This window comes from Parazoarcus communis, assembly GCF_003111645.1.
GTDB classification, from domain to species: Bacteria; Pseudomonadota; Gammaproteobacteria; order Burkholderiales; family Rhodocyclaceae; genus Parazoarcus; species Parazoarcus communis_A.
In genome coordinates, this window is record NZ_CP022187.1 from 2,154,177 (window position 1) to 2,168,105 (window position 13,929).

The 13,929-nt window shown below is 61.1% G+C and carries 14 protein-coding genes; 3 read left to right on the forward strand and 11 right to left on the reverse strand.

Annotated elements, in window-relative coordinates; genetic code table 11:
- Window positions 1–50: 50 nt before the first annotated feature.
- Window positions 51–314, forward strand: a complete 264-nt coding sequence (locus tag CEW83_RS09775; RefSeq protein ID WP_108949167.1) for a DUF4212 domain-containing protein — start codon at window positions 51–53, stop codon at window positions 312–314.
- Window positions 315–399: 85 nt separating this feature from the next.
- Here the strand turns inward: CEW83_RS09775 and CEW83_RS09780 are convergent, their stop codons facing one another.
- The 3 genes from CEW83_RS09780 to CEW83_RS09790 form a co-directional block, all read right to left on the reverse strand.
- Window positions 400–804, reverse strand: a complete 405-nt coding sequence (locus CEW83_RS09780) for a hypothetical protein (protein WP_108949168.1) — start codon at window positions 802–804, stop codon at window positions 400–402.
- A 151-nt stretch (window positions 805–955) separates the two neighbouring features.
- Window positions 956–2,764 carry a sodium:solute symporter family protein gene (locus CEW83_RS09785; protein WP_108949169.1) on the reverse strand — a complete coding sequence of 603 codons (1,809 nt, stop codon included), beginning with the start codon at window positions 2,762–2,764 and terminating at the stop codon, window positions 956–958.
- Window positions 2,765–2,775: 11 nt separating this feature from the next.
- Window positions 2,776–3,030, reverse strand: coding sequence for a DUF4212 domain-containing protein (locus tag CEW83_RS09790; protein ID WP_108949170.1), 255 nt, complete (start codon window positions 3,028–3,030; stop codon window positions 2,776–2,778).
- A gap of 324 nt (window positions 3,031–3,354) precedes the next feature.
- Here CEW83_RS09790 and CEW83_RS09795 point away from each other — a divergent pair, with 324 nt between their 5' ends.
- Window positions 3,355–3,810 (forward strand): universal stress protein, encoded by a 456-nt coding sequence (locus CEW83_RS09795; protein WP_108949171.1) that lies wholly within the window; start codon window positions 3,355–3,357, stop codon window positions 3,808–3,810.
- A 104-nt stretch (window positions 3,811–3,914) separates the two neighbouring features.
- On the opposite strand, the gene icd is transcribed toward CEW83_RS09795, so the two are convergent.
- Window positions 3,915–5,159, reverse strand: a complete 1,245-nt coding sequence (icd, locus tag CEW83_RS09800) for an NADP-dependent isocitrate dehydrogenase (protein WP_108949172.1) — start codon at window positions 5,157–5,159, stop codon at window positions 3,915–3,917.
- A 241-nt stretch (window positions 5,160–5,400) separates the two neighbouring features.
- Here icd and aceK point away from each other — a divergent pair, with 241 nt between their 5' ends.
- A complete protein-coding gene (gene aceK, locus CEW83_RS09805) occupies window positions 5,401–7,182 on the forward strand; it encodes a bifunctional isocitrate dehydrogenase kinase/phosphatase (protein ID WP_108949173.1) in 1,782 nt (593 codons plus the stop codon).
- Window positions 7,183–7,300: 118 nt separating this feature from the next.
- Here aceK and soxB read toward each other — a convergent pair whose 3' ends face one another.
- The 7 genes from soxB to soxC form a co-directional block, all read right to left on the reverse strand.
- The gene (gene soxB, locus CEW83_RS09810) at window positions 7,301–9,025 is read right to left on the reverse strand and encodes a thiosulfohydrolase SoxB (RefSeq protein ID WP_108949174.1); all 1,725 of its coding nucleotides are present in this window, start codon (window positions 9,023–9,025) and stop codon (window positions 7,301–7,303) included.
- A gap of 122 nt (window positions 9,026–9,147) precedes the next feature.
- On the reverse strand, window positions 9,148–9,747 hold the full coding sequence (soxX, locus tag CEW83_RS09815) for a sulfur oxidation c-type cytochrome SoxX (protein WP_108949175.1): 600 nt from the start codon (window positions 9,745–9,747) through the stop codon (window positions 9,148–9,150).
- Between the two features lie 12 nt (window positions 9,748–9,759).
- Window positions 9,760–10,560, reverse strand: a complete 801-nt coding sequence (soxA, locus tag CEW83_RS09820) for a sulfur oxidation c-type cytochrome SoxA (protein ID WP_108949176.1) — start codon at window positions 10,558–10,560, stop codon at window positions 9,760–9,762.
- A gap of 107 nt (window positions 10,561–10,667) precedes the next feature.
- Window positions 10,668–10,979 carry a thiosulfate oxidation carrier complex protein SoxZ gene (gene soxZ, locus CEW83_RS09825; RefSeq protein ID WP_199915261.1) on the reverse strand — a complete coding sequence of 104 codons (312 nt, stop codon included), beginning with the start codon at window positions 10,977–10,979 and terminating at the stop codon, window positions 10,668–10,670.
- Window positions 10,980–11,009: 30 nt separating this feature from the next.
- Window positions 11,010–11,477: a thiosulfate oxidation carrier protein SoxY gene (gene soxY, locus CEW83_RS09830; protein WP_108949177.1), complete on the reverse strand. Its 468-nt coding sequence runs from the start codon at window positions 11,475–11,477 to the stop codon at window positions 11,010–11,012.
- 22 nt (window positions 11,478–11,499) lie between these two features.
- Window positions 11,500–12,576 (reverse strand): c-type cytochrome, encoded by a 1,077-nt coding sequence (locus CEW83_RS09835; RefSeq protein WP_108949178.1) that lies wholly within the window; start codon window positions 12,574–12,576, stop codon window positions 11,500–11,502.
- On the reverse strand, window positions 12,560–13,897 hold the full coding sequence (soxC, locus tag CEW83_RS09840) for a sulfite dehydrogenase (protein WP_108949179.1): 1,338 nt from the start codon (window positions 13,895–13,897) through the stop codon (window positions 12,560–12,562). The genes CEW83_RS09835 and soxC overlap by 17 nt, the downstream gene beginning before the upstream one ends.
- Window positions 13,898–13,929 lie beyond the last annotated feature (32 nt).

Genomic DNA, 13,929 nt, shown 5'->3' on the forward strand with positions numbered 1-13,929 from the left:
CCCGGCATGCCTGGTCGCCAGAAAAAACCTGAGTCGCGACCCGAAACGCAATGGAACTGTCCGAACGTCACCGCACCTACTGGCGGCGCAACCTGATGCTGACCGGCACCCTGCTGGCAATCTGGTTCGTCGGCACCTTCGTCGCCGGCTACTACGCTGAAGAACTCAACACCCTGAGCTTTATGGGTTTTCCGCTCGGATTCTACGTCTTCGCACAGGGCTCGCTGATCGCCTATCTCGTGATCATCGGCATCTACGTGCGGGTCATGAACCGGATGGACCGCCGCTACGGCGTATCCGAACGCCGCTCCTGAGCCCGCCCCGGCCGGCCTGCTTGCCGAGCCACGAACCTGCCTCCGCGAGACATGAATCTCAAGCCCGGGACATTGCGGCAGGTACTTACTGCCCCGGCTTTTCTGCGGCGGATGCAGGCTTGCCCCGCTTCTTGATCACCATCGGATGTGCTTGGCGGCTGAGGATGAAATCAGCGAAAAACTTGCACCAGATCGTGCTTCCAGCAACTGCGCTCCAGGTCTCGTAGTCAGGCGCAGTTCCGCCAACGCCAAACGCGACATACAAAACAACCCAGCCGACGATGAAAATGATGATGCCGGCGCCAATCAGGTTGATCGCAGCTGCATAGGGTGCGTACTTTTCAGGATTGGGTGGTGCCTCGCCACGCTTGAGCGCAACCTCGGAAAAATCCCGCTTGAAGACGATGCGCCACGCACGTCTCATCCAGAAGAAAGTGATAGGAAACAAGGCCAGGAAAAGAATCCAGGTAATGGCAACACTTATAGTCATCAGGCACTCCTCTTATACAGGCTTGCAGACACACCGAAATTGCCTGCAAGGTGCCACAAAACAAAAAACCCCGCCATTGAATCCGGCAGGGTTTTACCTGCATCGCGCGCCTCGCTGGGAGCCACGCGATGCAGGATTACTTCAAGCGTGCTTAGTGCGCGCCGTCGACCGCCTTGGAACCGCGGGGGATACGAACGCTCTCGACCAGAGCCTGGATGTGCTCGGGCGGCTCTTTCGTAACCTTGTCGACCATGAAGGCAACTGCGAAGTTCACCAGTGCGCCGATTGCACCGAACGCTTCCGGCGTGATGCCGAAGAAGGAGTTCGGGCCGCCGATCAGGTCGGTGAATTCAGTACCCTTGATGAAGAAGATACCCTTGTGAGCGAACACGTAGAACAGGGTGAGGAGCAGGCCGGAAAGCATGCCGGCGATGGCGCCTTCCTTGTTCATCTTCTTCGAGAAGATACCCATCATGATGGCCGGGAACAGCGAGCTACCAGCAATACCGAAGGCCAGAGCCACGGTACCGGCGGCGAAGCCCGGGGGGTTCAGACCGAGATAACCGGCCAGAACAATCGCGAAAGCCATGGAGATCTTGCCCACGAGCAGTTCGTTCTTGTCCGAGATATCCGGATTGATCACGTTCTTCACCAGGTCATGCGACACGGCGGACGAGATGGCCATCAGCAGACCGGCAGCGGTGGAGAGCGCAGCAGCCAGACCACCTGCAGCGATCAGTGCGATCACCCAGTTGGGCAGCAGTGCGATTTCCGGGTTGGCCAGCACGATGATGTCGGGGTTGACCGTCAGCTCGTTGCCTTTCCAGCCTGCAGCTTCAGCCTTGGCCTTGGATTCGGCGTTGGCAGTCGGCTTGTCGTTGTAGTACTGGATGCGACCGTCGCCGTTCTTGTCTTCGAAGGCCAGCAGACCGGTTTGCTCCCAACGCTTCATCCAGGCCGGACGCTTTTCAGCTTCGAGGCTGGCTTCGGCAGCGTACAGATCACCACCCGCCGCAACAGCGGAGTTCACCGTGGCGTGGAGGTTGTACTTGGCCATGGCGGCAACGCCAGGTGCAGTCGTGTACAGCAGGGCGATGAAGACCAGCGCCCAACCAGCGGACGAACGTGCATCCTTGACCTTCGGCACGGTGAAGAAGCGAACGATCACGTGCGGCAGGCCTGCGGTACCGATCATCAGCGACACGGTGTAGACGAACATGTTCAGCGTGCTGCCCGGAACAGAGGTCGTGTATTCACCGAAGCCGAGATCCGTCACCACTTGGTCGAGACGTGCCAGCAGGGTCGTGTCGGTACCGACCAGCGTGCCACCCAGGCCAAGTTGCGGCAGGACGTTGCCCGTCAGCTGCAGCGAGATGAACAGCGCCGGAACCGTGTAGGCCAGGATCAGAACAACGTACTGGGCTACCTGGGTGTAGGTAATGCCTTTCATGCCGCCGAACACGGCGTACATGAACACAATGCCCATACCGATGTAGATACCGGTGTCGTTGGTCACGCCGAGGAAGCGCGAGAAGGCCACACCCACACCCGTCATCTGACCGATAACGTAGGTGATGGAAGCGGTCAGCAGGCAGACCACTGCAACCGTGCTGGCGGACTTCGAGTAGAAGCGGTCGCCGATGAACTGGGGCACGGTGAATTTGCCGAACTTGCGCAGGTACGGTGCAAGCAGCATCGCCAGCAGAACGTAGCCGCCGGTCCATCCCATCAGGAACAGACCGCCGCCGTAGCCCATGTTGGAAATGAGGCCGGCCATCGAGATGAAGGACGCTGCCGACATCCAGTCAGCGCCGGTTGCCATGCCGTTGGCGATCGGGTGAACTCCGCCGCCCGCGACATAGAACTCGCTGGTGCTACCGGCACGCGCCCAGATGGCGATGCCGATGTACAGCGCAAAACTCGCGCCGACCACCACATAAGTAATTGTCTGAAGATCCATGTGTCCGCCCCTTACTCTTCGTCAACGTCAAATTGCTTGTCGAGATCACCCATCTTCTTCGCATAGTAGAAAATGAGGACGACGAACACATAAATCGACCCTTGCTGCGCGAACCAGAATCCCAACGGGTAGCCACCAAGGTGGATGTTGTTGAGCATCGGCGCGAAGAGAATGCCGGCGCCGAACGAAACCAAGAACCAGATGATCAGGATCTTGGTTAACAGCGCCAGCGTAGCCTTCCAATAGGCTGAACTGTTGTTTTCCATACTGTCTCCTCTCGATGATTGTTGCCTGCCTTGCGACCGGAGCGGCCGAAATCAGGCCAGCCGACAAAACTGCAGGGGGATTATATGAATGCGGATCTTACTTCTGGCTTACAAAGAGACACTTCTTCGTCAGTTTGGGCGAACCGCCATTCGCATATCGCCCTCCAGCCAAGGCTGAAAGGGGCGAAATCCCTGCTCCCTGCGCCCTGATTGCCGCGTAATATTCGATCACGCCGGTTACGGCGCTTACAGGAAAACGCCGATGCACTGACGCCCCCTCCGGTGCTAGGCTTGCGGCGATATTTTTCCGGCACGGGAGCCACGATGTACAAGCATATTCTGGTCGCAATCGACGATAGCGAGACCTCGACCAAAGCCCTCGACGAAGCCATCGCGCTGGCGCGACTGCACGACGCGGTGCTGGAGATCGCGCACGCTGTGGATGAGTCCATGCTTCAGGCGTTTTCGAATCACGGCGTGACGCTGGTGGACCACGGCAAGCTGCAGGACGCCCTGCTCGACGGCGGGCGCCAGACCCTGAAGGACGCGCTGGAAAAGGCACGTGCGGCCGGTCTGACGCCGCGCGAGCGCTTTCTCGCCGCAGAAGATCTGCATGCTGCGGACCAGATCGCACAGGCGGTCGAAAAATCCGGCGCCGACCTGCTGGTCGTCGGCTCGCACGGCCGCCGCGGCTTCCGTCGCATGCTGCTCGGCAGCGTGGCCGAAAACCTGGTACGCAAGGTTCACGTATCGGTGCTGATCGTGCGCGGCGAACACTGACCCCGGACTCCATCCGGCAGAAAAAACCCCCGCTATCCGAGAGGATGCGGGGGTTTGTTACTCTGCAGCGCGACTGATTCCAGCCACGACAGGCCGGCGCGGAATTACATGCGTTCGATCATTGCGTCGCCAAAAGCAGAACAGCTGACTTCGGTTGCACCGTCCATCAGACGCGCAAAATCGTAGGTTACGACCTTGTCGCCAATTGCCGCTTCCATCGACTTGATCACCAGATCGGCCGCTTCAGTCCAGCCCAGATGGCGCAGCATCATTTCGGCGGACAGAATCAGCGAACCGGGGTTCACCTTGTCCAGGCCGGCATACTTGGGCGCGGTGCCATGGGTTGCCTCGAAGCAGGCATACTGGTCCGAGATGTTCGCCCCCGGCGCAATGCCGATGCCGCCAACCTGTGCTGCGAGCGCATCGGAGATGTAGTCGCCGTTGAGATTGCAGCAGGCAATCACGTCGTACTCGCCCGGACGCAGCAGGATCTGCTGCAGGAAGGCATCCGCGATCGCATCCTTGACGATGATCTCGCGGCCCGTTTTCGGGTTCTTGAAACTGCACCACGGACCACCGTCGATCGGCGCCGCACCGAACTCGGTCTTTGCCAGCTCGTAGGCCCAGTCACGGAAGCCACCCTCGGTGTACTTCATGATGTTGCCCTTGTGCACGATGGTGACGCTTCTGCGGTCGTTGTCGATCGCGTACTTGATCGCTGCGCGCACCAGCCGCGTGGTCCCTTCCTTCGAGACCGGCTTGATGCCGATGCCCGAGGTATTCGGGAAGCGGATCTTGGTCACGCCCATCTCTTCGGTCAGGAACTTGATGACCTTCTTCGCCCCTTCGGACTCGGCCTGCCACTCGATGCCGGCATAGATGTCCTCGGTGTTCTCGCGGAAGATCACCATGTCGGTCTTGGTGGGGTCCTTCAGCGGCGAGGGGACGCCCTTGAAGTAGCGCACCGGACGCACACACTGGTACAGGTCGAGCTCCTGGCGCAGCGCCACGTTCAGTGAGCGGATGCCGCCACCGACGGGCGTCGTCATCGGCCCCTTGATCGACACCGAGAATTCCTTGAGCGCATCGAAGGTTTCCTTCGACAGCCATTCGTCGGGACCGTAGATCTGGGTGGACTTCTCGCCGGCGAAGACCTCCATCCAGTGAATCTTCTTCTTGCCGCCGTAGGCCTTGTCGACGGCGGCGTCGATCACCTTGATCATGACCGGCGTGATGTCAACGCCAATGCCGTCACCTTCGATGAACGGGATGATCGGATTGTCTGGGACCGGCTGCCCCGGTACGATCTTCTGGCCACCGGTGGGTACCGTGATTTTGGATTCGCTCATTGCTGCTCCCTCACTGGATTCTGATTGACCTTTCGAAGGGTGCGACTGTCATCGACAGCCGGGACGAAGAGGCTTGTCTCTGGAGCCAGATCGCCACGCCACCGGAAAACGATTATCGCCCATATCCGGCGCATCCGAAACAAGGCATCCCGGTCGCACATGGGCGCAAATGATAAAATCCCGACCAGCCCCGAGCACCATCCGGGCAATCGCAAACAAGTCCTGACGGAGGAGCGAGAGGATGGATGCACCCATGGGAGAGAATCCGGTTGCGCAGGCGATTGCGCAGACGCTGATCGAAGGCTTCAACAAGCACTACCGGATCTTTCGCGACACGTCCCGACGCGCAAAAGAGTACTTCGAGTCGGGCGAATGGCAGGCACAGCTCGACGCGGTGCGCGAGCGCGTGCAGTTTTACGACGACCGGGTGAACGAAACCGTTGCCCGCCTGCATGGAGAGTTCGACGCCGACTCGCTGGACGACACCACCTGGCAGCAGGTCAAACTCCACTTCATCGGCATGCTGATCCGGCACAAGCAGCCCGAGCTCGCCGAAACCTTTTTCAACTCGGTGTGCTGCAAGATCCTGCATCGCACCTACTTCAACAACGATTACATCTTCGCGCGGCCCGCAAGTTCGACCGAATACATCGACTCCTACCCACCGGTGTACTCCAGCTACTACCCACAGGAAGCCGGACTGCGCGCCACAGTAAAGAACATCATCGAAGACTTCGACTGGCAGCGCCCGTTCGAGGATCTCGAACGCGATGTCGACTTCATCGTGCGCACCACGCAAGCGCATCTGGCGTCCTGGCCCGAGATGGAGGTCAACTGCCAGATCCAGGTCCTGTACTCGGCCTTCTATCGCAACAAGACGGCCTACATCATCGGTAAGGCCATCAACGGCTATCAGGAATACCCGTTCACGCTGGCGGTGCGCCACACGCCGTCGGGAAAGCTTTTCATCGACACCCTGCTGCTCGATCCGTGGCGCATCTCGGTGCTTTTTTCGCTGTCGCGCGCCTACTTCATGGTCGAAATGGAAGTGCCCTCGGGTTACGTCCAGTTTCTGCGCTCGATCATGCCCAACAAGCCGCGCAGCGAGATCTACACCATGCTTGGCCTCGGCAAGCAGGGCAAGACGATGTTCTTCCGCGATCTGGTCTCGCACCTGCGCCACTCGAACGACCAGTTCAGCATCGCGCCGGGCATTCGCGGCCTGGTGATGCTGGTGTTTACGCTGCCGTCCTACCCTTACGTGTTCAAGATCATCAAGGACGTATTCGGGGCGTCGAAGAACATGGACCGCGCCACCGTCAAGCGCAAGTACCTGATGGTCAAGCATGTCGACCGGGTCGGGCGCATGGCCGACACGCTGGAGTTTTCCTACGCCGCACTGCCGCTGTCGCGCTTCCATCCGGACCTGCTCGAAGAGCTGAGTCGTCTGGCACCGACCTCGTTCGAACTCGATGGCGACTCGGTGGTCATCAAGCACCTTTACATCGAACGCCGGATGACCCCGCTCAACATCCATCTCGAGCATGCCAGCGACGAGGGCGTGGAACACGCGGTGCGCGAGTACGGCAACGCGATTCGCGAGATGGCGATCGCCAACATCTTCCCGGGCGACATGCTGTGGAAGAACTTCGGCGTCACCCGCTACGGTCGCGTGGTCTTCTACGATTACGACGAGATCGAGTACATGACGGACATGAACTTCCGCGCCATCCCGCCAGCCCCCTATGAGGAAATGGAGATGGCGGCCGAGCCCTGGTACTCGACCGCCCCCATGGATGTATTCCCGGAAGAGTTCGCCACCTTCCTGCTCGGCACCCCTCGCATTCGCAAGGCCTTTCTGAAGCATCACCGCGACCTGCTGGCGCCGGACTTCTGGCGCAAGGCACAGGACAGCATTCGCAGCGGCCATGTGGAGGACTTCTTCCCCTACCCGCAGGAGTTGCGCTTCTGCAATCTCTACCCGGCGCAGGCAGGACAGGCACCAGCATCAGACACTGAGTGAGCATGGCCGTGCTGGGCAGGCGCGTAGCCCTGCCCAGCACCGGATTCAGCTCAATCGCCGTAATGCTCCGCTTGCCACAAACCGACGGACGGCCGCGCGCCGCCCGTCGTCCCGAAGCTCAGACCGCCACGCCCGGATTGCCGTCCATGCCCTTGAGCGAGGGCAGGTTCAGCGGACGCTGCGAGATGACCTTCTGCGCCCGCAGGTAGTTGGCCACCACATCCCATACCGCAGGCCCGGAATCCTTCGCGGCCTCCGACACCGGCGCCCAGCCCGCCACCTTGTAGGTCTTGCCGGGCTCGATGCGCTTACCCTTGAGCATCATGTTGTCGATGCGCTTGCCCATGCCCGCGTTCGGGTCGCAGCTGTACTGCAGGCCGCCGACGCGCACCATGTCGCCCCCTTGCTGATAGTAGGGATCGGGGTTGAACAGATTGTCGGCCACGTCTTCGAGCACGGTCTTGATCATCTCGCCGCTCATGTCGGTCACCGTCGTCCACGGATAGGTGATCGCGGTCTGGTCGAGCAGGTGCTCCATGGTGATGGTGTCGCCCGGCAGCAGCGAGGTGCCCCAGCGGAAACCGGGCGAAAACGCGATTTCGGCGTCTTTCTCCGCGATCAGCGCATCGACCAGCAACTGATCCCAGGAACCGTTGAAATTGCCCCGGCGATAGAGCATGCCTTCGGTCACCGCCAGCTTTTCGGAGAGCTTCTCGATGAAGGGGGCACGCACCTTGTCGATGAAGTCGGCCATCTCCTTGTCCGCGGGCAGCATGTTCGCGAACACGGGAAGCAGCTTGTAGCGGAAATCCACAACCTTGCCGCCCCGTACGTCGAAATCCATCACACCGAGGAACTTGCCGTTGGAGCCCGCATTGGTCACCAGGGTCTTGCCACCGGGGTTGGTCACCACGGTCGGCGCCGGCATGCCATCGTGCGTATGTCCGCCGAAGATCGCATCGATGCCCGTTACCCTGCCAGCGAGCTTGAGGTCCACGTCCATGCCATTGTGCGAAAGCACGACGACGACCTGTGCGCCTTCTGCGCGGGCGGCATCGACGGCTTCCTGCATGCCCTGCTCCTGGATGCCGAAACTCCAGTTCGGCGTCATCCAGCGCGGATTCGCGATCGGCGTGTAGGGGAAGGCCTGACCGACAATCGCCACCGGGATGCCGTTGATGTTCTTGATCACATAGGGCTTGAACACCGGGTCTTCGAAGTCTGTGGTGCGCACGTTCTGCGCCACGATGTCGATCTTGCCGGCGAAGTCCTTCTCCTCGATTTCCTTGACCCGGTCGGCACCATAGGTGGATTCCCAGTGCAGGGTCATCACATCCACACCGAGCAGCTTGCAGGCATCGACCATGTCCTGCGCATTGGTCCACAAGGCCGTACCCGAACCCTGCCAGGTGTCGCCGCCATCGAGCAGCAACGCACCGGGACGGCTGGCTTTCATCTTCTTGACCAAGGTGGACAGATGCGCGAATCCGCCCACCTTGCCGTAGTTCCTCGCGGCTTCGACGAAGTTCAGATAGGTGAAGGCATGCGCCTCCGCACCACCCGGCTTGACACCGAAGGCCTTGAGAAAGCCTTCGCCCACCACATGCGGCGGCTTGCCGAGCATGTCGCCGACGCCCAGGTTGACGTTGGGTTCGCGGAAGTAGATCGGCATCAGCTGCGCATGACAGTCGGTCATGTGCAGGAGGCTGACGTTGCCGAACTTCGGCAGTTCGTAGAGCTTCTCTGCAGCCGCTTCGGCGCGTGCAATATCGCTGTGCAGGGTCATGCCACCAGCCGAGGCGATGGCCAGTAGCTGGAGAAATTCACGGCGATTCATCGACATGGATGATTCCTTTGAGAGGGTTCGAGCCGACCGCGCAGGCCCGGGCGCACGCCTTGCTCGAGATAAAAAAAGGCCCGGGGCCGAGGCCGCGGGCCCTGCTCCGTACCACTCGTGACCGGTACTTACTGGTTGACCGGTGAGGCCGGATCGAACAGATAGGCCATTACGTGGCGAATCTGCTCTTCAGTGAGGATGCCGCCGTAGCCGTTGCGCGGCATGTCGCTGCACGCGTTGTAGGCCTTGGAGTTCCACAGCTTGCCCCAGGTGTACTTGACGATCTCTTCCGAGTTGCCGCGTATTTTGGCGTAGCCCTCGAGACTGACGCCGATGGTGCCTTCGGACACCTCATTCGGGTCCATCGCGTGACAGTTGTAGCAGCCACCACCGTTGTTGTCGGGGGTCTTGTCGGTCCACGTGAGACCACGACCACTGGCGGCGATCTTCTGCCCTGTCTTCCAGTCACCGCCCGTGTAGTTTCCGTCGGACGGCCACTTGATTGTCTTCATCTCGGCAGCTTCGAGCCGCTTCATGGTCTCCGCGTCGAGCGGCGTCAGGCTGGAGCAGGCCTTCTGGATCGCATCCTGCTTCTGGCGATCGAGTGAAGCGATGCCGCTGGCCTTGAACGAGCTCACCATCATCTGCTCGACCTTGCCTTGAATCTCGTCGGCGTGGGCGAAGGATGCGGCAAGCACGAGCGGGAGCGCACAGATCAGTTTCTTCATGTCATGTCCTCCTTAGCGCTTCACACCGGGCCACTGGGCCGCGGCACCGTTGCCCTTGCCTGCCATGAACACCGACAGGGCAATCGTCACATCCGAAGCGAACACCGGCTCGGCCGTGCGTTGCTGGCGGAAGCAGTCCCACAGGCGGTGCTGCATGGTCCAGAACTGCGAATTGGACACACGGTAGGCCGGCCACGAGCCCCAGCCCGCCGCTGCGCCCTCGGGCTTGGTGATGTTGGGCAGCGACGTCGCACGGATGCGCTTGTCGTCCTGGCTGTGGCAGGTGGAGCAGGCAAAATCCATCGAACCGGTGCGGTAGAAGAAGGCACGCTCGCCCATGTCGTACATCGCCTTCATCTTGGGATGCGACAGGTCGACCGCGATCGGCTTGCCCTTCGAGTGCGTGACCACGTAGGCCACCAGCGCTGCAAGCTTGCCCCGCTCATCCTTCAGGAACTTGCCATTGATGATCTCGGCCGAAGGGATGCCCTGCTGGGTCTCCATGCAGTGCATCAGCCGCGACTCGAGATCCTGCACCTTGCCGGTGTCATCGAAGTAGCGCGGCAACTGCGCCGCGGCGCCCTCGACCACACCCGGTCCGAGGCCAAGGTTACATTGCTCGAGCGTCGCGTTCTTGGGCCCGCGTGCGGTGCGCCAGAGCTCTTCGCCCTCCATTTCGTAAAGCTCGGCCGGATTACCGTCGGCGAGCATTTCACGATAGGCGTCGAAGTTCAGCTCCTCGTTCGCCGACGCCAGCGGGCTGGTCAGCATCACTGCAGCGCCGAGCGCGGTGAACATGAATTGTTTTCTCATCGTCTCTCCTCCTGGGACCTTTCGTTAAGACCCCTGCTTGTGGGCGCACCGGCGTGATCGCCGGCGCTGCCTGGGTCCGCACACCGCGCGCGGCCCCAGGCGAACGATCAGGAAATCTGCACTTCGTCAGTGCGGCTGTCGCCCTTGTTGTCCACCCAGCTCACCGCGACCTTGTCACCCTTGGCCCCGCCGTTGAACTTGAACGCCAGATAGGGGTTGGTGGACACCGAGGCGCCGAACTGGGCCGAGAGCACCACCTTGTCGTTGTGCTTGGCAGTCAGTTCGGTGATGAAGTGTGCCGGAATCACCGCGCCGGACGAGTCCTTGCGCTGGCCGGTTTCCATGACGTGCGACATCAGCACGCGTACTTCAGTCACGCCTTCCTTGGCTGCTGCGCGAATACGCATCGGATTTGCCATCGATATATCTCCTTGATTTCGTGACCGTGCTCAGCCGCCACAGCCGCCGAGCGTGACCTTGATTTCTTTCTTGGCCATGTAGTATTTGCCGTCGGCCTTGACCACCGCGTACACATCCGACGTCTGCCCCATCTTGACCCGGGTCTGGACATCGGGAAGCGTACCTGCCGGAATATCGAAAGTCGCAGCCAGCATGTTCGGATTCTTCTCGATCATGATCGAGATCTGCTCGGTATTGGGAAGGTTGCTCACCACCCCGACCGGCACCACGGCGCCGTTCTCTGCGATATCGGGCGCGGTGATCTGGACATCGGCGCTTTCCACCGGCTTGCCCGCACCCATGGCCGACATTGCAGTATCAAGCGTCTTGGCATCGAAAGCGCTCTTGTTCCAGGCAGCCTCGGCAAGTTCGGGCTTGATCAGACCGGCCGCAGCCAGCAGACCGAGCACGCCCAGACCGCCGCCCGCCTTCAGGGTCTCCCTGCGTTGATTGTTCATCCCGTCTCTCCTCATTGATTTATTACTGCGCTTTCGCGCCCTCCAGAATCCACTGGACGAGCTGTTTGATTTCCTCGTCCTTCACGTGGCCTTGCGGCGGCATTGGCACCGCCCCCCAGACACCCTGACCGCCCGCCTTGACCTTGGCCATCAGCTTCGCGCCAGCGTCGTCCTGATCTTTGTATTTTGCCGCAATTTCGACATAGGCCGGGCCCACAATCTTGTTTGCGACGCCGTGGCATGCCATGCATCCCTTCTCGTTGGCCAGCGCCAGCGCTGCCGCCGCTGCAGAAGGCGCGGCTGCCTCGGCGGCTGCACTCGGCTCACCGGTCGGCTTGCCACGGGTCTGACCCACGGAACGATTCTGCTCGGCAAGGTTGCCGTGCGCGTCCTGCGCATATTCAGGCAGTGACGACACGACCTGCACCTCTTTCTTGCAGTCCTTCATGCAGGCAACGTTCTTCGTGTCCGGCTTGCCACCGTTTCCGATTCCGCCCTTGGCCGCCGACGCGCCCGGCCACATCCCGTGATCGGTCGTCATCCCGTTGCGATTGGGCATGCGCTGCTGAACCTCGGCGATGTTCTGGTCACTGAGCTCAAAGTCTGCCGGCACCACTTCGGCAAGGTTGAGCAGGTAGGCCACAACCGCGTACACCTCGTCGGGCTTGAGCGACTTTGGTGCGGTCCAGGGCATCGCCCGCTGAATGTAATCGAACAGCGTCGATACCGTGGGCACCTTCATCAGCGTGGTGCGTTGCGGAAACGACCCGGTAACGAGCGACTTTACGTGCCCCGTCTTGATGTCATCGCGCGTCGTTCCGCCCACGAGCGGCGTGAACACCTCGTTCGACTCGCCGAACGCCCCATGGCAACTGGCGCAGTGCGCTTCCCACACCTCGATGCCCTGATCAACCGTGCCCTTGCCCTTCGGCAAGCCGGTGAAGTCGGGGCGGACATCGATATCCCACGCCTTGAGCTCTGCTGGCGTCGCTGCGCGGCCAATGCCCTGATAACGATCGAAGGCCGCAGCAGGCGCGACCAGCCCTGCGGTCGCAGCGACAACGACGAGCACTGACAAAGTCTTAGAGAACCTGGACATTGCTCACCTCCCCCGATTCAACCACTTTCCACGACTGGATGGCATTGTTGTGATAGATGGACTTGGTGCCGCGTGCAGCGCGCAGCTGCCCGTAGCCCGGCTGCACGAAGCCGGTTTCGTCTACCGCGCGCGATTGCAGGATGGCGGGTTTGCCGTCCCACACCCAGTCGATGTTGAAGCGGGTCACCGCCTTCGACAGCACCGGCGTCTCCAGGCGTGCCTGGCGCCAGTTGATGCCACCATCGGTCGACACGTCGACGCGGGTAACCTTGCCGCGGCCGGACCATGCCATGCCCGAAATGTTGTAGAAGCCCTTGTCGAGCAGAAGCTGACCGCCGGAAGGCGTCGTGATGACGGACTTGCACTCCTGCACCGAGGTGTATTGCCGGTGCTGGCCGTCGGGCATCAGGTCCATGTAGTGCACCGCCTCGTCCTTTGTCGCCCAGGGCATGTCACCCACTTCGATGCGGCGCAGCCACTTGACCCAGCTCACGCCCTGCACGCCGGGCACCACCAGACGCAGGGGGTAGCCGTTCTCCGGGCGCAGCATTTCGCCGTTCATGCCGTAGGCCACCAGCACCTCGCCCGACTCGACCAGCTCCATCGGAATGGTGCGGGTCATCGATGAGCCGTCGGCCCCCTCGGCGAGGATGAAGCGCCCCTTCTTGTAGTCGGCGCCGCACATGTCGAGAATGGCCTTCAGCGGCACACCGGTAAACTCCGAACAGGACAGCATGCCATGGCTGTACTGCACCGTCGGCACCGCGACATTGCCCCACTCCATGCCGGTGTTCGCTCCACACTCGATGAAATGAACCCTCGACACCGACGGCAAGCGCATGATGTCGTCCATGGTGAACACCGAACTGGACTTCACCAGCCCGTTGATCATCAAGCGGTGCTTTGACGGATCGATGTCGTGCCAGCCCTGATGGTGACGCTCAAAATGCAGCCCTGACGGGGTAATGATTCCGAACAGGCCCTGCAGCGGCGTGAAGGCGACCGATGAACCACCGACGCGGGTCAGGCCCGGGCTCTCGCGCCGCACCAGACCGCGCTCGTACTTCGACGGCAGGCCATAGGGGTTTGCTGCCACCGGCAGCCCGAGGCTTGTGGACCACGGCGGCAGATTCAGGATCGCCGGATCCCCCTCGCCTGCCGCGCGCGCCACGGCAGGCGCCATCATCGCTGCGCTGGCGCCGATGAACGCCTTGCGCAAGAAGTCACGCCGCCCCTCCTTTACCGACTGAATGTCCTCGTCGGTCAGGAAGTTTTCTGGCGCGGGTCTCACCCGACCGAGCCGGAACTCACTGTTATCCATGCCTATGCTCCCCCTCTGCATTCGATCACTCG

Coding starts and splice junctions, on each gene's coding strand:
- CEW83_RS09775 (WP_108949167.1), top strand. CDS start 51: ATGGAACTGTCCGAACGTCACCGCACCTACTGGCGGCGCAACCTGATG.
- CEW83_RS09780 (WP_108949168.1), bottom strand. CDS start 804: ATGACTATAAGTGTTGCCATTACCTGGATTCTTTTCCTGGCCTTGTTT.
- CEW83_RS09785 (WP_108949169.1), bottom strand. CDS start 2,764: ATGGATCTTCAGACAATTACTTATGTGGTGGTCGGCGCGAGTTTTGCG.
- CEW83_RS09790 (WP_108949170.1), bottom strand. CDS start 3,030: ATGGAAAACAACAGTTCAGCCTATTGGAAGGCTACGCTGGCGCTGTTA.
- CEW83_RS09795 (WP_108949171.1), top strand. CDS start 3,355: ATGTACAAGCATATTCTGGTCGCAATCGACGATAGCGAGACCTCGACC.
- icd (WP_108949172.1), bottom strand. CDS start 5,159: ATGAGCGAATCCAAAATCACGGTACCCACCGGTGGCCAGAAGATCGTA.
- aceK (WP_108949173.1), top strand. CDS start 5,401: ATGGATGCACCCATGGGAGAGAATCCGGTTGCGCAGGCGATTGCGCAG.
- soxB (WP_108949174.1), bottom strand. CDS start 9,025: ATGTCGATGAATCGCCGTGAATTTCTCCAGCTACTGGCCATCGCCTCG.
- soxX (WP_108949175.1), bottom strand. CDS start 9,747: ATGAAGAAACTGATCTGTGCGCTCCCGCTCGTGCTTGCCGCATCCTTC.
- soxA (WP_108949176.1), bottom strand. CDS start 10,560: ATGAGAAAACAATTCATGTTCACCGCGCTCGGCGCTGCAGTGATGCTG.
- soxZ (WP_199915261.1), bottom strand. CDS start 10,979: ATGGCAAATCCGATGCGTATTCGCGCAGCAGCCAAGGAAGGCGTGACT.
- soxY (WP_108949177.1), bottom strand. CDS start 11,477: ATGAACAATCAACGCAGGGAGACCCTGAAGGCGGGCGGCGGTCTGGGC.
- CEW83_RS09835 (WP_108949178.1), bottom strand. CDS start 12,576: ATGTCCAGGTTCTCTAAGACTTTGTCAGTGCTCGTCGTTGTCGCTGCG.
- soxC (WP_108949179.1), bottom strand. CDS start 13,897: ATGGATAACAGTGAGTTCCGGCTCGGTCGGGTGAGACCCGCGCCAGAA.